Source organism: Pseudomonas sp. H3_C08, from assembly GCF_054669455.1.
In genome coordinates, this window is the sequence record NZ_CP162803.1 from 1834621 (window position 1) to 1849576 (window position 14956).

16 protein-coding genes are annotated in these 14956 nt (G+C 59.3%); 12 read left to right on the plus strand and 4 right to left on the minus strand.

Features of this window, described 5'->3' with window-relative positions; all coding sequences use genetic code 11:
• Positions 1-63 precede the first annotated feature (63 nt).
• The 12 genes from AB4N74_RS08520 to AB4N74_RS08575 all read left to right on the plus strand — a co-directional run bounded on the left by AB4N74_RS08520 (position 64) and on the right by AB4N74_RS08575 (position 11760).
• Positions 64-495: a hypothetical protein gene (locus tag AB4N74_RS08520; protein WP_093433058.1), complete on the plus strand. Its 432-nt coding sequence runs from the start codon at positions 64-66 to the stop codon at positions 493-495.
• A 389-nt stretch (positions 496-884) separates the two neighbouring features.
• The gene (locus tag AB4N74_RS08525) at positions 885-1496 is read left to right on the plus strand and encodes a transposase (RefSeq protein WP_093433056.1); all 612 of its coding nucleotides are present in this window, start codon (positions 885-887) and stop codon (positions 1494-1496) included.
• 56 nt (positions 1497-1552) lie between these two features.
• A complete protein-coding gene (locus AB4N74_RS08530) occupies positions 1553-3151 on the plus strand; it encodes a ShlB/FhaC/HecB family hemolysin secretion/activation protein (protein WP_460099402.1) in 1599 nt (532 codons plus the stop codon).
• Between the two features lie 14 nt (positions 3152-3165).
• Positions 3166-4962: a DUF2341 domain-containing protein gene (locus AB4N74_RS08535; protein ID WP_460099405.1), complete on the plus strand. Its 1797-nt coding sequence runs from the start codon at positions 3166-3168 to the stop codon at positions 4960-4962.
• An 11-nt stretch (positions 4963-4973) separates the two neighbouring features.
• Complete coding sequence (locus AB4N74_RS08540; RefSeq protein WP_460099408.1) at positions 4974-5399, plus strand: ExbD/TolR family protein; 426 nt, start codon at positions 4974-4976, stop codon at positions 5397-5399.
• A gap of 3 nt (positions 5400-5402) precedes the next feature.
• On the plus strand, positions 5403-6107 hold the full coding sequence (locus tag AB4N74_RS08545) for an energy transducer TonB family protein (RefSeq protein WP_093433049.1): 705 nt from the start codon (positions 5403-5405) through the stop codon (positions 6105-6107).
• A gap of 39 nt (positions 6108-6146) precedes the next feature.
• A complete protein-coding gene (locus AB4N74_RS08550; RefSeq protein WP_460099411.1) occupies positions 6147-7844 on the plus strand; it encodes a putative porin in 1698 nt (565 codons plus the stop codon).
• Between the two features lie 17 nt (positions 7845-7861).
• Positions 7862-8491 (plus strand): DNA repair protein, encoded by a 630-nt coding sequence (locus AB4N74_RS08555; RefSeq protein ID WP_320336880.1) that lies wholly within the window; start codon positions 7862-7864, stop codon positions 8489-8491.
• A 17-nt stretch (positions 8492-8508) separates the two neighbouring features.
• A complete protein-coding gene (locus AB4N74_RS08560; protein WP_116254711.1) occupies positions 8509-8979 on the plus strand; it encodes a YbjN domain-containing protein in 471 nt (156 codons plus the stop codon).
• Complete coding sequence (locus AB4N74_RS08565) at positions 8976-9923, plus strand: peptidylprolyl isomerase (protein ID WP_460099414.1); 948 nt, start codon at positions 8976-8978, stop codon at positions 9921-9923. Before AB4N74_RS08560 ends, AB4N74_RS08565 begins: the two co-directional genes overlap by 4 nt.
• Positions 9924-10086: 163 nt before the next feature.
• On the plus strand, positions 10087-11067 hold the full coding sequence (locus tag AB4N74_RS08570) for a LysR substrate-binding domain-containing protein (protein ID WP_460099416.1): 981 nt from the start codon (positions 10087-10089) through the stop codon (positions 11065-11067).
• Positions 11068-11241: 174 nt separating this feature from the next.
• Positions 11242-11760: a GNAT family N-acetyltransferase gene (locus AB4N74_RS08575; RefSeq protein WP_095050704.1), complete on the plus strand. Its 519-nt coding sequence runs from the start codon at positions 11242-11244 to the stop codon at positions 11758-11760.
• 1 nt (position 11761) lies between these two features.
• Here the strand turns inward: AB4N74_RS08575 and AB4N74_RS08580 are convergent, their stop codons facing one another.
• The 4 genes from AB4N74_RS08580 to AB4N74_RS08595 all read right to left on the minus strand — a co-directional run bounded on the left by AB4N74_RS08580 (position 11762) and on the right by AB4N74_RS08595 (position 14940).
• A complete protein-coding gene (locus AB4N74_RS08580) occupies positions 11762-12454 on the minus strand; it encodes an aspartate/glutamate racemase family protein (protein ID WP_460099418.1) in 693 nt (230 codons plus the stop codon).
• Between the two features lie 118 nt (positions 12455-12572).
• Positions 12573-13022, minus strand: coding sequence for a DUF2599 domain-containing protein (locus tag AB4N74_RS08585; RefSeq protein ID WP_093433029.1), 450 nt, complete (start codon positions 13020-13022; stop codon positions 12573-12575).
• Positions 13022-13954 (minus strand): halovibrin HvnC, encoded by a 933-nt coding sequence (locus AB4N74_RS08590; protein ID WP_093433026.1) that lies wholly within the window; start codon positions 13952-13954, stop codon positions 13022-13024. The genes AB4N74_RS08585 and AB4N74_RS08590 overlap by 1 nt, the downstream gene beginning before the upstream one ends.
• A 38-nt stretch (positions 13955-13992) precedes the next feature.
• The gene (locus tag AB4N74_RS08595; protein WP_460099422.1) at positions 13993-14940 is read right to left on the minus strand and encodes a halovibrin HvnC; all 948 of its coding nucleotides are present in this window, start codon (positions 14938-14940) and stop codon (positions 13993-13995) included.
• Positions 14941-14956 lie beyond the last annotated feature (16 nt).

Sequence of the window (14956 nt, forward strand, 5' to 3'; positions counted from 1 at the left end):
TGCATTGAAAGTTCAGGCTGTGCCGCTCTTTCAATAGACAAATAGCCTATCAGGATGACAAAAATGAAGACGGACACTGAAGTGGTCGTAGCCAATGCAATTGGCCTGTTTGAAGTGGAAACCGACCAGCTCGGAAGCATGCGGGCAGATATTGTTACCCTTGACGATACAACCTACGGTTTCAGCGTATTTGGACGTCAGGGTGTGGGCGGAAATATGGAGCCAAAAAAACAATTGCTATTAACGTTTCCCAAAAGAGAGTCGTTTCTAATATATGACGCGAAGGATCTGTTGGATGTGAAGTATATCGACTACAGCGATTCGTACCATTACGAATATGGTGTTGAGTCTGGTTCATTTGCTGTCTCGTATACAGAGTCACCCAAGACAGCCACTGGGTTGTTCAGTATGGATATGAAGTTGAAAGGCTCTCCGGTTCCACCTGGACCGGAGAGGCTGAAAGTAAAAGGATTCTTTCATTTGAAGAACGACTAGCCATACTTGAATGGGGGACTGAATTACCGTGTGGCGCCTGCGCGATATTTCGTTAAGTCACCTATTCGATATGTGCTGGCCCCTGACTCGAGTCCATCCCGGGCCGACTTAAAGCCAAATACAAATAAAACGGTAAACCTGTGGGAGCGAGCTTGCTCGCGAAGGCGTCCTGTCAGTCACCTCCTACTCGACTGGCACACCGCTTTCGCGAGCAAGCTCGCTCCCACAGGGTTTTGTGTTGTCTGTTAAATCCCTATCAATCCTGTAATGAAGCTTTTATGACAAAAGTTCGGTAGCACATCGCCAGTCCGGTCATGCCTATGTAACGCGCTTGAGGGGCCCAATGGGGCGCTTTTCACAAGCCGAGGCGGGACGCCGGGAGTGAGGCAATGGGGACTATGGAACGCTACTCGAAAGTGGGCATGCAGGAACTCGATCAACGCCTGTCGAAGATCGTCGAAGCCGCGCGCAAGAAGCCGGTTTCGGTGTATCGCTACGGCGCGCCGTGGGTCTGGATCGTCTCGCAGGATGACTGGCAGGGCGCCTTGAAAGAGGTCTCCAGCTACATTCCGCCGGGCCATTCGCTGGTGTTGCTGCGCCCGCAGATCGACGACTTGTTCGACGCCCACCGCGAACTCCTACACGACCTCAATGCCGAGCCGGGCATGTTGATACCCGCGCAAACGGTGATGCACATCCTGCTTCTGCAGCTGCTGTATTCGGTGCCCAGCGAACAGCAACTGTATGAACAGCTCAATTACAACCTGCTGTTCCGCTGGTTCGTTGGCCTGGGCCTGAACCAGAAAGTCTGGAGCTTCAACGCCCTCAGTCGCGACATCGCCACGTTGCTCAACGAGCCGCGCGCGGTGCTGCTCATTCAAAAAATCATCGGCGAAGTGTTCTGCGGCGCCTTGCTGCAAATGCCCGAGTTCTCGTTGAACTTCGCGCTTTTGCACACGTGGCTGGGCAAACACGCCTGCGCCTCGACAGCCAGCAATTGACGCCATACACGCGGCGTTCGAAACGCCAACAGGTCATCGCGAATTCAGGGGGTAGTGTGGAACCGATTTTCAAGTCACGGCTGGCGCTGTGGGGCTGGCTGCTGGTGACGGCGGGCGCGCAGCCGGCATTGGCCGAGGAGGCCGCCAACAACGCGGCGGCGCAGCGTCTGGTCGACGTCAACGAATACTTCGTGCGCGGCAACACCGTGCTCGATGCACGCGCGATTGAAGAGGCGGTGTACCCGTTTCTCGGCCCGCAAAAAGCCCTCACGGATATCGAAGGTGCTCGGGACGCCTTGCAGAAGGCCTATCAGCAACGCGGTTATCAATCGGTGTTCGTCGAGTTGCCGGAACAAGCCGTCGCCGACGGCATCGTCTACCTGCAAGTCAGCGAAACCAAGGTCGGCCGGGTACGTGTGGTCGGCGCCAAACACTATTCGCCGCTCGATATCCGCGACGACGTGCCGGCGTTGAAGGAGGGCGAGGTGCCGGACTTCGCCAAGGTCCAGGGCGAACTGGCGCAGCTCAACAAGACGCCGGGCCGCCAAGTGATGCCGCTGGTGCGCGAAGGTCAGCGCCCCGGCACCATGGACGTCGATTTGCAGGTTGAAGACCAGAACCCGTGGACCGCCAGCGTCGGCCTCAACAACGACTACAGCGCCGACACCGAAAAGCTGCGCACCGTCACCAGCCTCGGTTACAACAACCTCTGGCAACTCGGCCACAGCATCAACCTGACTTACTTCACCGCGCCGCAGGACACTGACAACGCCAAGGTCTGGTCGGGTTCGTATACCGCGCCGCTGACGGATCGCTGGAGCGTGCAGTTCTCCGGTTACCAGTCCGATAGCAACGTCGCCACCATCGGCGGCAGCAACGTGTTGGGCAAGGGCCATTCCTATGGCGTCTCGGCGATTTACACGTTGCCATCGAGCGGCAACTGGTCGAACTCGCTGTCGGCCGGCATCGACTTCAAGGACTTCGACGAACGCCTGACCCTGTCCGGTGAGAGCGACAAAGTCCCGCTGCAATACGCCCCGTTCACCTTCGCCTACAACGGCTATCGCTACACCGAGAAGAGCCAGCTCGGCCTCGGTCTGAGCCTGGTAGCCGCCACTCGTAGCATTTTCGGCTACGGCAGTTCCGACGAAGACTTCGACTACAAACGCTACCGCGCCAAGCCGAGTTTCGCTGTGCTCAAGGGCGACACGAATTACACCTGGACCTTCGACAGCGACTGGCAGAGCGCAAGCAAAGCCGCTTTCCAGTTGGCCTCGGGGCCACTGGTTTCCAACGAACAATTCTCCGCCGGCGGCGCGACCTCGGTGCGTGGCTATCTGGCTGCCGAACGCACCGCTGATGACGGCTTGCTGCTCAGCCAGGAAGTGCGCACGCCGTCGCTGGCCAAGTACGCCGGCACATGGATGCAGGACTGGCGTTTCTACGCCTTTGCCGAAGGCGCGCAACTGTATCTGCGCGACGAACTGCCGGACCAGGACGCCAATTACGCCTTGGCCAGCGTCGGCCTCGGCACCCGCGCCAGCCTGAGCAAATGGCTGTCCGGCAGTCTCGACTGGGGCTACCCGCTACTCGAAGGGCCGAACACCTCGAAGCAGGAATCGCGCCTGCACTTCAACCTTCAAGCCACTTTCTGACAAGGAGCACGTTCATGCAGCGCCTCATTCTTTCGTTGTTTATCTGCCTGGGCTTCGTGCTCCCGGCCACGGCTCAGGCCTGGTGGCAGGACGACTGGCACTACCGCAAACAGATCGCCGTCGACACCACGCCGCAAGGTGCGGCGATCAATCAGGCTCTTGGCCGCACTGCGCTGCTGGTGCGCCTGCACACCGGCAACTTCACCTTCGATGGGGTGAAAGAGGACGGCGCGGACCTGCGCTTTGTCGCCGCCGATGACAAGACCGTGCTCAACCACCAGATCGAAAGTTTTGATGCGCTGATGGGCATGGCGCTGATCTGGGTCGATGTGCCGAATGTCGAGGGCGCTCAGCGCCAGGACATCTGGATGTATTACGGCAATCAGAAGGCGCCGGCCACCGGCAACGGCCAACTGACCTTCGACCCTAATTACACCGCGCTCTATCACTTTGACGGCGCCACTGGCACCCCGGCCAAAGACACCACCGCCTACGGTAATACCGCACAAAGCGCGACCGGCGCGGCGATTGACGGCGTAGTCGGGCGCGCCTTGCAGTTCAGCGGTCAGCCGCTGTTGCTGCCGGCCAGTCCATCGCTGCAGCACAACGCTGGCAGTGCGTTCACCTTCAGTGCCTGGCTGCGTCTGGATCAGGCCAATGGCGAGCAACTGATTCTCGCCCGTCGCGAAGGCGCCAACAGCTTGCTGATCGGTGCGAACCAAGGCGTGCCGTTTGTGGAGATCGATGGCCAACGCGCCGTCGCCACACAAGCGCTGAATCCGGGCCAATGGCAGCACGTTGCGCTGACTGCTGAAGGTTCCAAAGTGACCCTGTTCATCAATGGCCGCGAAGCCGCCACGCTCGCCCAGGCGATGCCGGCCTTCAACTCGGTCATGGCCATCGGCGCTGACGTGCACGAAGGTCCTTTTCAGCCGTTCGTGGGCGCTATCGATGAATTGCGCCTGTCGAAAGTGTCACGTCCGGCAGCACTGCTGCTGGCCGATGCCACCTCGCAAGGCGCCGAGTCGAAACTGGTCGCTTACGGTGTCGACGAAGAACAGTCCGGTTTCGGTTTCGGCAGCCTCGGCTTCCTGCTCAACGCCGTGCCAATCGATGCCTGGGTGATCATCGCCGTGCTGGTGCTGATGATGTTCCAGTCGTGGATCATCATGCTGCGCAAGAACCGCAGCCTCAGCCGTGTCACTGCCGCCAACGAAGACTTCCGCGTGCAGTTCGCCAAGGTCGGCACGCGTCTGGAGATGTTCGCCGACGACGCGCAACTCGCCCAGCGTTTGCAGCATTCGTCGCTGTGGCGTCTGTATCTGGTAGCGGTGAAAGAGATCCGCACCCGTCGCGAGCAGGGTGCCGATACCTCGTCGGTGTCAGCAGCCACCATCGAAGCGATCCGCTGCTCCATGGACGGCGTACGTACCCGGGAAAACCAGCAACTGAGTTCGAAACTCTCGACCCTGTCCAACGCCATCGCCGGCGGCCCATACATCGGCCTGCTCGGCACGGTGTTGGGGATCATGGTGGTGTTCCTCGGCACCGCGATGGCCGGCGACGTCAACATCAACGCCATCGCTCCCGGTATGGCTGCTGCTTTGCTCGCCACCGCCATGGGCCTGTTCGTCGCGATCCCGGCACTGTTTGGCTACAACCGCCTGATCACCCGCAACAAGGAAGTCAGCGCCGACATGCGCGTATTCGTCGACGAGTTCATCACCCGGCTGGCGGAGATGCACGGCGAGAGCCAGTTCAGTGAAGCGTCGCATCGCGGCCATCACGCCAACCACACCGTACCGGCCTGAGGAGCACTGACATGGCTTCTGTAAATGCCTCCCACGACGATGATGACGATGCCGCGGTGGACAGCATCAACGTCACGCCCCTGGTTGACGTGCTGATGGTGGTGCTGGTGATGTTCATCCTCACCGCCACCGCGCAGGTTTCCGGGATCCAGATCAACCTGCCCAAGGCCAGCGCCTCCGTGTCGCTGTCCGAGGCCAAGACCAAGGCGATCTCGGTTAACGACGGCGGCCAGGTGTTCCTCGATGCCTACCCCGTGACCCTGGCCGAACTGGAAGAACGCTTGCGCATCGAGAAGGCGCAGAGCCCGGATTTCCCGGTGATCGTGCGCGGCGATGCGACCGTGCAATACCAGAAAGTCATCGAAGTGCTGGATCTGTTGCGCCGGCTCGAACTGTCCCAGGTCGGTCTTGTGACCGGCAAACCGAGTCAGGGCTGAGTCATGACCGCACAACTCCCGATCGAGCCGCTGCCGGTAAAAAAACCAGCGCTGCGTTATGCGAAGTGGGGCGCCGGCTTGCTCATCGGCGCGCTCGCTGCGTGGTTCCTCTGGCAGTGGGCCAACGACATGAGCGGCATCCGCCGCGAAGCGCCGAAGGTGCCAACGATCATTCCGTTGCCACCGCCGCCACCTCCGCCGCCAGAAAAACCGCCGGAGCCGGAAACCCCGGTCGAAGAAAAAGTCGTCGAGCCCGAGCCAACGCCCGAGCCAGAAGAGGTCAAGCCCGAGGAAGAAGCACCGCCATCACCGGCGGACGATCTGGCCAACCCGATGCAAATGGACGGCGATGCGCAGTCCGGCAATGACGCTTTCAATATCGGCGCGGGCAAGGGCGGCGGCATGGCCGGTACCGGCGGCGGGCGTCTGGGCACGGGGACGTACAGCCAGTTTTTGGCGTTCACCTTCCAGCGCTTGCTGCGTGAGAACCCTGAGCTGCGCAACCTCGCGTTCTCGCTGCAGGCCGACGTGTGGCTGAGCGGCGTCGGCGAAATCACCCGGGTCGAGCTGATCAAGTCCAGCGGTAACCCCGAAATTGATACGCAAGTGCTGGCCGCGTTACGCGGTGCGCCGGCGCTGAGCGAACGGCCACCGGCCTCCATCACGTTGCCTGTGCGCCTGTCCCTGCAAGGGCGGCGTCCGGGTTAATTCACTTATTTACGCTTTGCCAAAAGGAGTTGTGTGCAGATGATTTCCAATGTGAATCGATTGTCCCTGGCGGTCGGCATGGTCATTGCGACCCTGGTCGGTCAGGCCGTGGCAGCGCCTGCGCCCTCGGAGAACGCCACGATCAATCTGATCCGCTTGCTGGTCGAGCAGGGCATTCTGAAACAGGACAAGGCCGACGCGCTGATCGCTCAGGCGCAGAACGAAGCGGCCCAGGCCAAACAGGCCGCCGCATCCACCGCAGTCGCGGCCGGGCCGGTCGCTGCGCCGGGCGACGTCCGAGTGCAATACGTGCCGGCCGTGGTGCGCGACCAGATCCGCGACCAGGTCAAAGCCGAAGTCATGGCCACCGCCAAACAGGAAAACTGGGCCGCGCCCAACAGCTTCCCGGAATGGGCAGCGCGCATCAGTTTCGACGGCGACATTCGCCTGCGTGACGAATCGCGCTACTACTCCGACAGCAACAGCAACGAGATCGTCGACTTCGCCAAGCTCAACAACAACGGCCCGTACGACGTTAACCCGAACAGCAGCACCAATCTGCCGCCGCTGCTCAACACCCGCGAAGACCGCACCAACCAGTTCCGCATCCGCGCACGGCTGGGCATGAAAGCCGAGATCTCGCCGCAATGGACTGCCGGCATTCGCATCGGCACCGGCTCGGACAACAACCCGGTATCGACCACACAAAGCCTCGGCGGCGGCTTCGCCAAGAAGGATATCTGGCTCGAACAGGGCTACCTGAACTGGAAGCCTACCGATGAGTTGACCCTGACCGGCGGGCGTTTCGCCAACCCGTTCATGTCCACCGACATGCTCTATTCCAACGACTTGAACTTCGACGGCGTGGCGGCGATTTTCGACCACAAACTCAATCGCGATTGGGGCGTGTTCGGCACCGTCGGCGCGTTCCCGGTGGACTACACCAACGACACCGCCAGCAGCAACGGCTTCGACAAGGAAGAGAGCGACAACAAGTGGCTGTACGGCGCGCAGATCGGCGCCAAGTGGGCAATCAACAGCAACAACCGTTTGAAAGGCGCACTGGCTTACTACCGCTTCGACGACATTCAAGGCCAGCGTTCCAGCCCTTGCGAACCCTGGGCCGGCGCGCCAGGTTGCGACAGCGATGGCAGCCGCGCAGCGTTCATGCAGAAGGGCAACAGCGTGTTCCTGCTGCGCGACATCACGCCGAACCCGCTCAACCCGACCACCACGCCGCAACCACAGTTTGTTGGCCTCGCTTCGGAATTCAATCTGCTTGATCTGAACATGGTCTGGGACGCCGACTTGCCGGAAGATTTCAAACTGCGCAGCCAGGGCAACTACATCCACAACCTCGCGTACGACGAAGGCGACATGCGCAAGCGTTCGGCCGGGCAGATCGTCAACAACCTCGATAGCAACGGCGACATTGAAAGCGGCGCCAATGCGTGGATGGTGCAGTTCACCCTCGGCAGCGCACTGGACCTGAAAAAGCAGGGCGACTGGAACATGTTCGCTGGCTACAAGTACATCCAGCCGGATGCCTTGCCGGACGGCTTCAACGACTCGTCGTTCCACCTCGGCGGCACCAACGCCAAGGGGTATTTCATCGGCGGCAACTATGGTCTGGCGAAGAACGTTTACGCGACCGGTCGCTGGATGAGTACCGAAGCGGTGTACGGCGCGCCGTTCGACATCGACGTCTTGCAGCTTGAGATCAACACGCGCTTCTAAGGCGCCGGGAGAGGGTTATGAAAACGCGATTTGTGTTGCTCGGGCTCGGGCTGTTGATTGCCACCGGGGTGAATGCCGAAGGCATGGAAGAGCGCCTGCGCACGCAATTGCGCAGCACCACGCAACAGTTGCAGGCCCTGCAAAGTCAGCAGGCCCAGGCCAGCGCCGCGCAACTGGCGGCGCAAAACGAAGCCAAGGCTGCGCAGGCGCAAATCAAGCAATTGAGCGCTGAACTGGCCAAGGCCAAAGGCGTTGCCGAGCAACTGGCCGGGCAGCAACAGAGCCTGCACAGCCAGGCGCAGGCGCAAGTGGCGGCCAGCGCCGAGCAGACCGGCAAGTTCAAAAAAGCCTATGACGAGTTGCTGGTCATGGCCCGAGCCAAAGAGGCAGAACGGTCTAAGCTTCAAGCGCAATTGACTGAACGTGACACACAAGTGCAGCAATGTTCAGTCAAGAATCAGCAGATGTACGGCGTCGCCAAACAGATCCTCACCGCCTACGAAAACATCGACGTGGCCGAGGTGATGAAGATCCGCCAGCCCTTCGCGGGCAGTGCCCGGGTCAAGTTCGATGAACTGGCTCAGGGGTTTGGCGACGACCTCTACAAGACTCAATTCGACGCGCCGCAAGCCGCGCTCACGCACTGACAAACAAGGAAGAAACAATGACTCAATTGATCAGCCACGTATCGCCAAAATCCCTGACCGAAGTCCTGCAAGCGGCCGGTTATCGCGTCAACGAAACCGAGCAGAACGGCATCGTCCAGTTGCTCAGCGCTAGCCAGGGCATTGGTTACGCCGTGCGTTTTGGTAATCCGGCGGTGGAGCAGGGCAGCTACGTCGATTTCACTTTCAGCTGTGCGCTGCGGGTGCAGGGAGAGTTGCCACAGGGTGTGGCCGAGCAGTGGAACGCGAGCCGTCGTTTTGCGCGTTTGTCGTTGCAAGGCGAGTTTCTGGTGATGGAAATGGATGTGGTGGTGGCGGCGGGCGTGAGCAACGATCACCTGCGTGGCAACCTGGAGTTGTGGGATCGCCTGTTGCAGGAATTCATCGTTTATCTGCGTGATTTCACTCAGGCAGCGCAAGCCTCCACTTCTAAAGCGGCTGTCGCCGAGCAAGAGGAAGTCGCGCTGTGAAGAAGCCAGCCATGGTGATCAGCGCTGCGGCAGTGGTGCTGTTGGTGGTGGCCGTGGCGCTGGTGGTGCGGCCGGGCAGTGACCCGGTCGCCGCCCAGCAATCGTCGTCCGTAGCGGCGGTTGCAACGGGGCCGGCGGTGGCGCGGTTGGGTAATCAGCAGGTAACCCCTGCAGAACTTCAGGCGTTGCTGGCTACAGTTCCGCCGGAAACCCGCGAACAATTGCGCGGCAATCGTGAGGCGCTGGAACGGTGGATTCGCACGCGTCTGGCCGAGAAAGCGGTGCTCGAGCAGGCCGATGCGCAGGGCTGGGCGCAGCGTCCCGAGGTTGCGCGGCAGACCCGGGCAGCGACTGAGCAGATCGTGTTCCGTGATTACTTGCGTTCGGTCAGCCAGGTGCCGGCGGATTATCCGAGTGCGGCTGAGTTGCAGCAGGCCTATGACGCGGGCAAGGCGAATTGGCAGACACCGGCGTTGTATCGGGTCAGCCAGATTTTCCTTGGGGTGAATGATCCGCAAGGTCTTGAGGCTGTGCGCAAGCAGGCCACTGAGCTGAGCAAGAAAGCGCAGGCGACACCGGCGGAATTTACTGCACTGGCGACGCAGTATTCGCAGGATCGCGTCACCGCTGAACGTGGTGGCGATACCGGTCTGCAACCTTTGCAGCAACTGGTGCCGGAAGTGCGTGGTGCAGTGGCGCGGCTCAAGGTTGGCGCAGTCTCTGATCCCGTCCAAAGCGCCGCTGGGTTCCACGTGATCAAACTCACCGAACAACAACCGGCGCGCGCCGCAACTCTTGATGAACTGCGCGATCAACTGACCCAGGCCTTGCGTGCTCAGCGTCAGGAACAGATCGCCCAAGCCTACCTGGACGGCATGCTCAACACCGCGACGCTGAGCATCGACGGCGCTGAACTCAACAAAGTCCTGGAGGAAAAACACTGATTTCACCTTCACCACAAACCCCTGTGGGAGCGAGCTTGCTCGCGAAAGCGCCAGCACATTAAACATATTTGCTGACTGACACTCCGCTTTCGCGAGCAAGCTCGCTCCCACAGGGATCCATGGTGCACTCAAGACAAATACAAAGATCGACAGGGAGTCATCGATGTCATTCACCGAACCCGCAGGACGACAGGGCAACCACGATTACCATTGGCCGCAAGACCACAGCGAACCGTGGCTCGCACATGCTGCGACCATTGACAGCGAAGTCGCGCAATACTTCCTCGTCAGCGCCCGCTGCGGTTGCTTCATGCAAGCCGCGCGCAGCCTCAACGTGCGCGCGACCTTGTTGCGCAAACAACTGGCCCAGCTTGAGCAAGAACTGCAACACACCCTGTTCAGCTTTCAGGGCAGCGCCTTGAGCCTCACCCGCGAAGGCCAACAGCTACAGGCCAAACTGGTGGCGCTGGCCAACGAACGCAAACTGCCGGTGATCGAACAACCATTGATTCGCCTCGCCGTCGCCGAATCGATCCTCCACGACATCCTCGGCCGCGACCTCATCGCACTGCTGCGCCGTAACGCCAGCGTGCGTCTGGAAATCATCGCGCTGGACAGCGAACTGTCCCTGCGCGCCGTCAGCGCCGACATCGTCCTCTGGCTCGCCCACGGCGAAACCCCGCACCCCGGCCCGACCTTCGCCACCAGCGAACCGCAAGCGCTGGCACGCCTCGATTACCTGCCACACATCGCCAAACGCTACTCCCGCGTCACTGCACGGCCGGACACGCCCGATGACCTCGCCGACTTCATGCTGGTGCAATGGCAGCACGACCGGCAGATCGACAGCTTTCGTCCGTGGAATGAGTTGGTTGAACAGCGGTTGGCCGGGGTGGTGCAGATGCAGTCTTATGAGTTGATGCTGGAGATGATTCGTTGCAGCGCTTGCATTGGGTTGTTGCCGGCGTATATGAGCCGGTTTGATCGAGGCCTGATCGCACTGCCGGGGCTGTTTGAGGAACCGATGCGGTTGCAGGCATGGCTGGCGGTCAACGCGGACTCACAAAATATCAGCGAAGTCCAAACCCTGACCGACCTCATTCACCACACCTTCCACGAACGTCGAGAATGGTTTCAGCCTTGACGTCAATCCCCTGTGGGAGCGAGCTTGCTCGCGAAAGCAATCTGACATTCAACTTCTCTGTTGCCTGACACACCGCTTTCACGAGCAGGCTCGCTCCCACATTTTGATATTCGCCAGGCAGCGGTTTATCGGTTTAGAGTGGTCAGCCACACATCGATCCAGGAAGGATCCGCCATGCCAGACCACAACCCCGCCATCCACCTCGAGCGTTTCAACGAATCGCACATTGAGGGCATCACTGCGCTGTACAACGATCCAGCTGTGGCGCGTCAGGTGCTGCAGATGCCGTTTCAGTCCGTTGAGGTCTGGCGCCAGCGCCTGCTGGCGGACAACGAACGGGCGGTGAAGCTGGTTGCGCTGCATCAGGGTGTGGTGATCGGCAATCTGGGGCTGGAGGCTTATTCACGGATGCGCCGGGCGCATGCCGGCAGTTTCGGTATGGGCGTTGCGGTGGCGTGGCAGGGCAAAGGCGTGGGCTCGACGCTGTTGGCGGCGGCGCTGGAGGTTGCCGACAACTGGATGAATCTGCACCGCGTCGAACTCACCGTGTATGCCGATAACGAAGCGGCCATCGGTCTCTACCGCAAGTTCGGTTTCGAGGACGAAGGCCTGTTCCGCGACTACGCCGTGCGGGATGGGCAATGGGTCGACACCCTGAGCATGGCTCGCCTGCGCACTCGTCCGAAAACCTGAATCAGTCGCCCAGGGCGAACGCCACCGCCGACTGCGCATGCAGTTCGGTGGTGTCGAGCAGGGGCAGGGCGCTGTGTTCGGGTTTGACCAACATGCCAATTTCCGTACAGCCGAGGATGATCGCCTGCGCGCCGCGTGCGGTAAGGGATTCGATCACCCGCTGATAGATTTGCCGCGACTGATCGCTGATCACACCGACGCAGAGTTCGTCGTAGATGATCCGGTGCACGTCCTTGCGCTCGGCTTCGTCCGGCACCAATACCGTCAAACCTCGGGCAATCAAACGTTGTTTGAGAAAGTCCTGCTCCATAGTGAACGCGGTGCCGAGCAATCCGACGGTGCGCGCATCTATGTTCAGGGCCGCCTGTGCGGCCGGTTCGGCAATGTGCAGAAACGGAATGTTGATCGCCGCCTGAATCTGCTCGGCGACCTTGTGCATGGTGTTGGTACATAGCACCACACATTCCGCGCCTCCCGCTTCCAGCCTGCGCGCAGCATCGACCAGAATCGCCGCCGCATCGTCCCAGCGCCCGGCGTGCTGGGCCTGTTCGACAGGGCCGAAGTCGACGCTGTACATCAGCATTTGCGCCGAGCGCAACGGGCCGAGACGATCGCGGACTTGCTGATTGATCAGTCGATAGTATTCGGCGCTGGATTCCCAGCTCATGCCGCCGATCAGGCCGATGGTGCGCATTGAAGTTCCTCGGGCAATGGCCTGACGCGAGTGAAGACAGGCCTGCACCGAGTTTCCTTGGGTTAAAGGATGGATGCCAGCAGCAAAATAACTGTAACGATGAAGTTTTACGCAAGTGTCATGGTGCAGGCTCAGGTAACGGGATGACGTGATTGCAACCGGCGGCGAGTGTCTTGGCATATCCGACATCCGGACGCCACGGCTCGAGATTCCATTCGGGTTTATCGCGCGCGATCGCCAAGTGGCAAATCAGTTGGTGGCGCATGCCGTGGGTATTTTGCCAATAGCGGCTGTTGGAATAATCACGTGTCAACTCATCCCAAATAAAAGGCGTGGCTTCCGGGAGGGTTTTCCTGGCACAAGGTGTGGGTGTGATGGAAAAAGTCCATTCATATTCCCGATACACCCAATGCGCGCTCTGAATGTATTTTACGCAGCGCTCGACCGTCAGAATGAAGCTATCCGGGTCGTCCGATTTTGGCTGCGCATGAGCCGGCCAGCTCAACAGTGCCGTCAGGCCGATGGCAGCCATTGCGAACGTTGTAGAGATTGTGCGAACAGTGCTCATTATCTGATTTCCTGGTCTGCTGCGGAGTAGGTGAACGTCGCTGTACCGGTCGCGCTGGCGGCCAACTCCACGCGAATGATGGGAACGATCACCTTCGCACTGGTCGAGTTATAAAAATCCCGTTGGTTGTATTTCGCATCGGCGAGCTGCTTGGGATCGGTGCTCGAACCGAGGTAGAAGAACGCCAGGATGGGGAAGGTGTTTTGCTTGCCGGCAGGCCAGGTTTTGATAAGTATGTCGTTCCATTGGGCGAAGCCTGTTTGCCCTAACAAGCTCTTGGCGCGCAGCGATTGATAAAACGCCGGGCCGGCGAGCATGTTGCGTTCGTCTCTGACATCAAAGTCGCATTGACGCCGGTTTTGATCGCCAGGAGCGCCATCCCAAGCCGCTTTGAATTGCTCGCCGGTGGTTATGTTTGCATCCTGGCAGTGGCCACTCTTCGGGTAAGAAGGGTGAGCAACGCAAACGGCGGTTGCACTGCGATACCATCCATAAGAGTCCATGGGATACGCACATAGCACTGCTAACTGGTCAGTGCCGGCAAGCCTTTCCAATATCGGATACAGCATGTAGCCATTGGCGTTGCCCCAGGCCATTTTGCTGAAGTTGCTATCAGCACGCAGATAGGAGAAGTTGACTCCGCCATTTTTTACCGAGGTGGGACTCGGATCCCAGACTTTATAAGTATTGTTCGGGTCTTTTTCCGTAACCCTGATCATCACCCCTGAACATAGAAAGGCAGGTTGCGAATCCACTTTGTTGCAATTGGGGAACTTGCGGGCGTAGAGCGTCGTGAGATAAGTGGCGGTAGCCGGGCCATCCATTCTCTGGCTCTGCACTGCGCTCGCGTCGATTACATCAAGTGATTGCGATGCAGGCTGTGAGCATGCCGTCAACAAACCGATCAGCAAGAATGCGACTATTTTGTACATGATGATTTCCTTTTCCTTCAACTAAAGTTGGAATGGGCTTACTGGAGGATCACCTGATCGGCCTGTATGTAAGTAAAAATCGTGCCACTACTGGCAAGCGTCAGACGAATGATCGGTACGATGACTTTCGGATTGGTCGAGTTATAGAAATCACGCTGGTTGTACTGGGCGTCCGCCAGGCCCGCGCTGCCGTTTAAGTAGAAGAACGCCATGATCGGAAACCTGTTGGCAGGGAAGGACTGTTTACATGAAGTGGCAGGGTTGGCGCTGGTGGGGTCGCACCAGGTCTTGATCTGGATTTCGTTGTGATTCTCGTTGCGCGGATTGGGCAGCCCTCTGGCGCGTATGGATTGATAGAACGCCGGGCCGGCCAATGCATTGCGTTCATCCCTGACGTCAAAGCCGCATTGCCGTTGATTGGGGCTGCCGCCGGGCACTTTCCAGACTTCGTACCATTGTTCTGCGGTGGTCACGCCCGCGTTTTGGCATAGCTGGCTTTGCGCTGGATAGCTCGCGTGCGCTGCACAAGGGGTATAGCCACGGGTGTGACTCCAAGCGTCGTACGGGTAAGAGCACAGTATTTGTTGATCAAGCTTGTCTGTGGGCGCTTCGAATATCGGAAAGAGTATGTAGCCGTTGTTATAGCCATAAGCGAAGCGTGTGATGTTGGAGTCTGCTCGCAGATAGGAAAATGTCACCATGCCCTGTTTTACCGAAGTCGGGCTCGGTTCCCAGACTTTATATTTGTTGTCAGGATCCTTGACGGTGACTCTGATTATGACGCCTGAACAGAGAAACGCAGGTTGAGAGTTTGAGTTGTTGCAGTTCGCGTACTTGCGGTCGTACAGGGTTGAAAGTTGTGCGGCAATGGCAGGCCCATCAATGCTCTGGACTATATTGGTAATGGTGGGCGCCGGCAGTTGCCGGGTGTCTTGGGAACAACCGAACAACACAGCGATTAATATGAAACCGATTATTTGGCGCATGATGATTTGCTCTTCA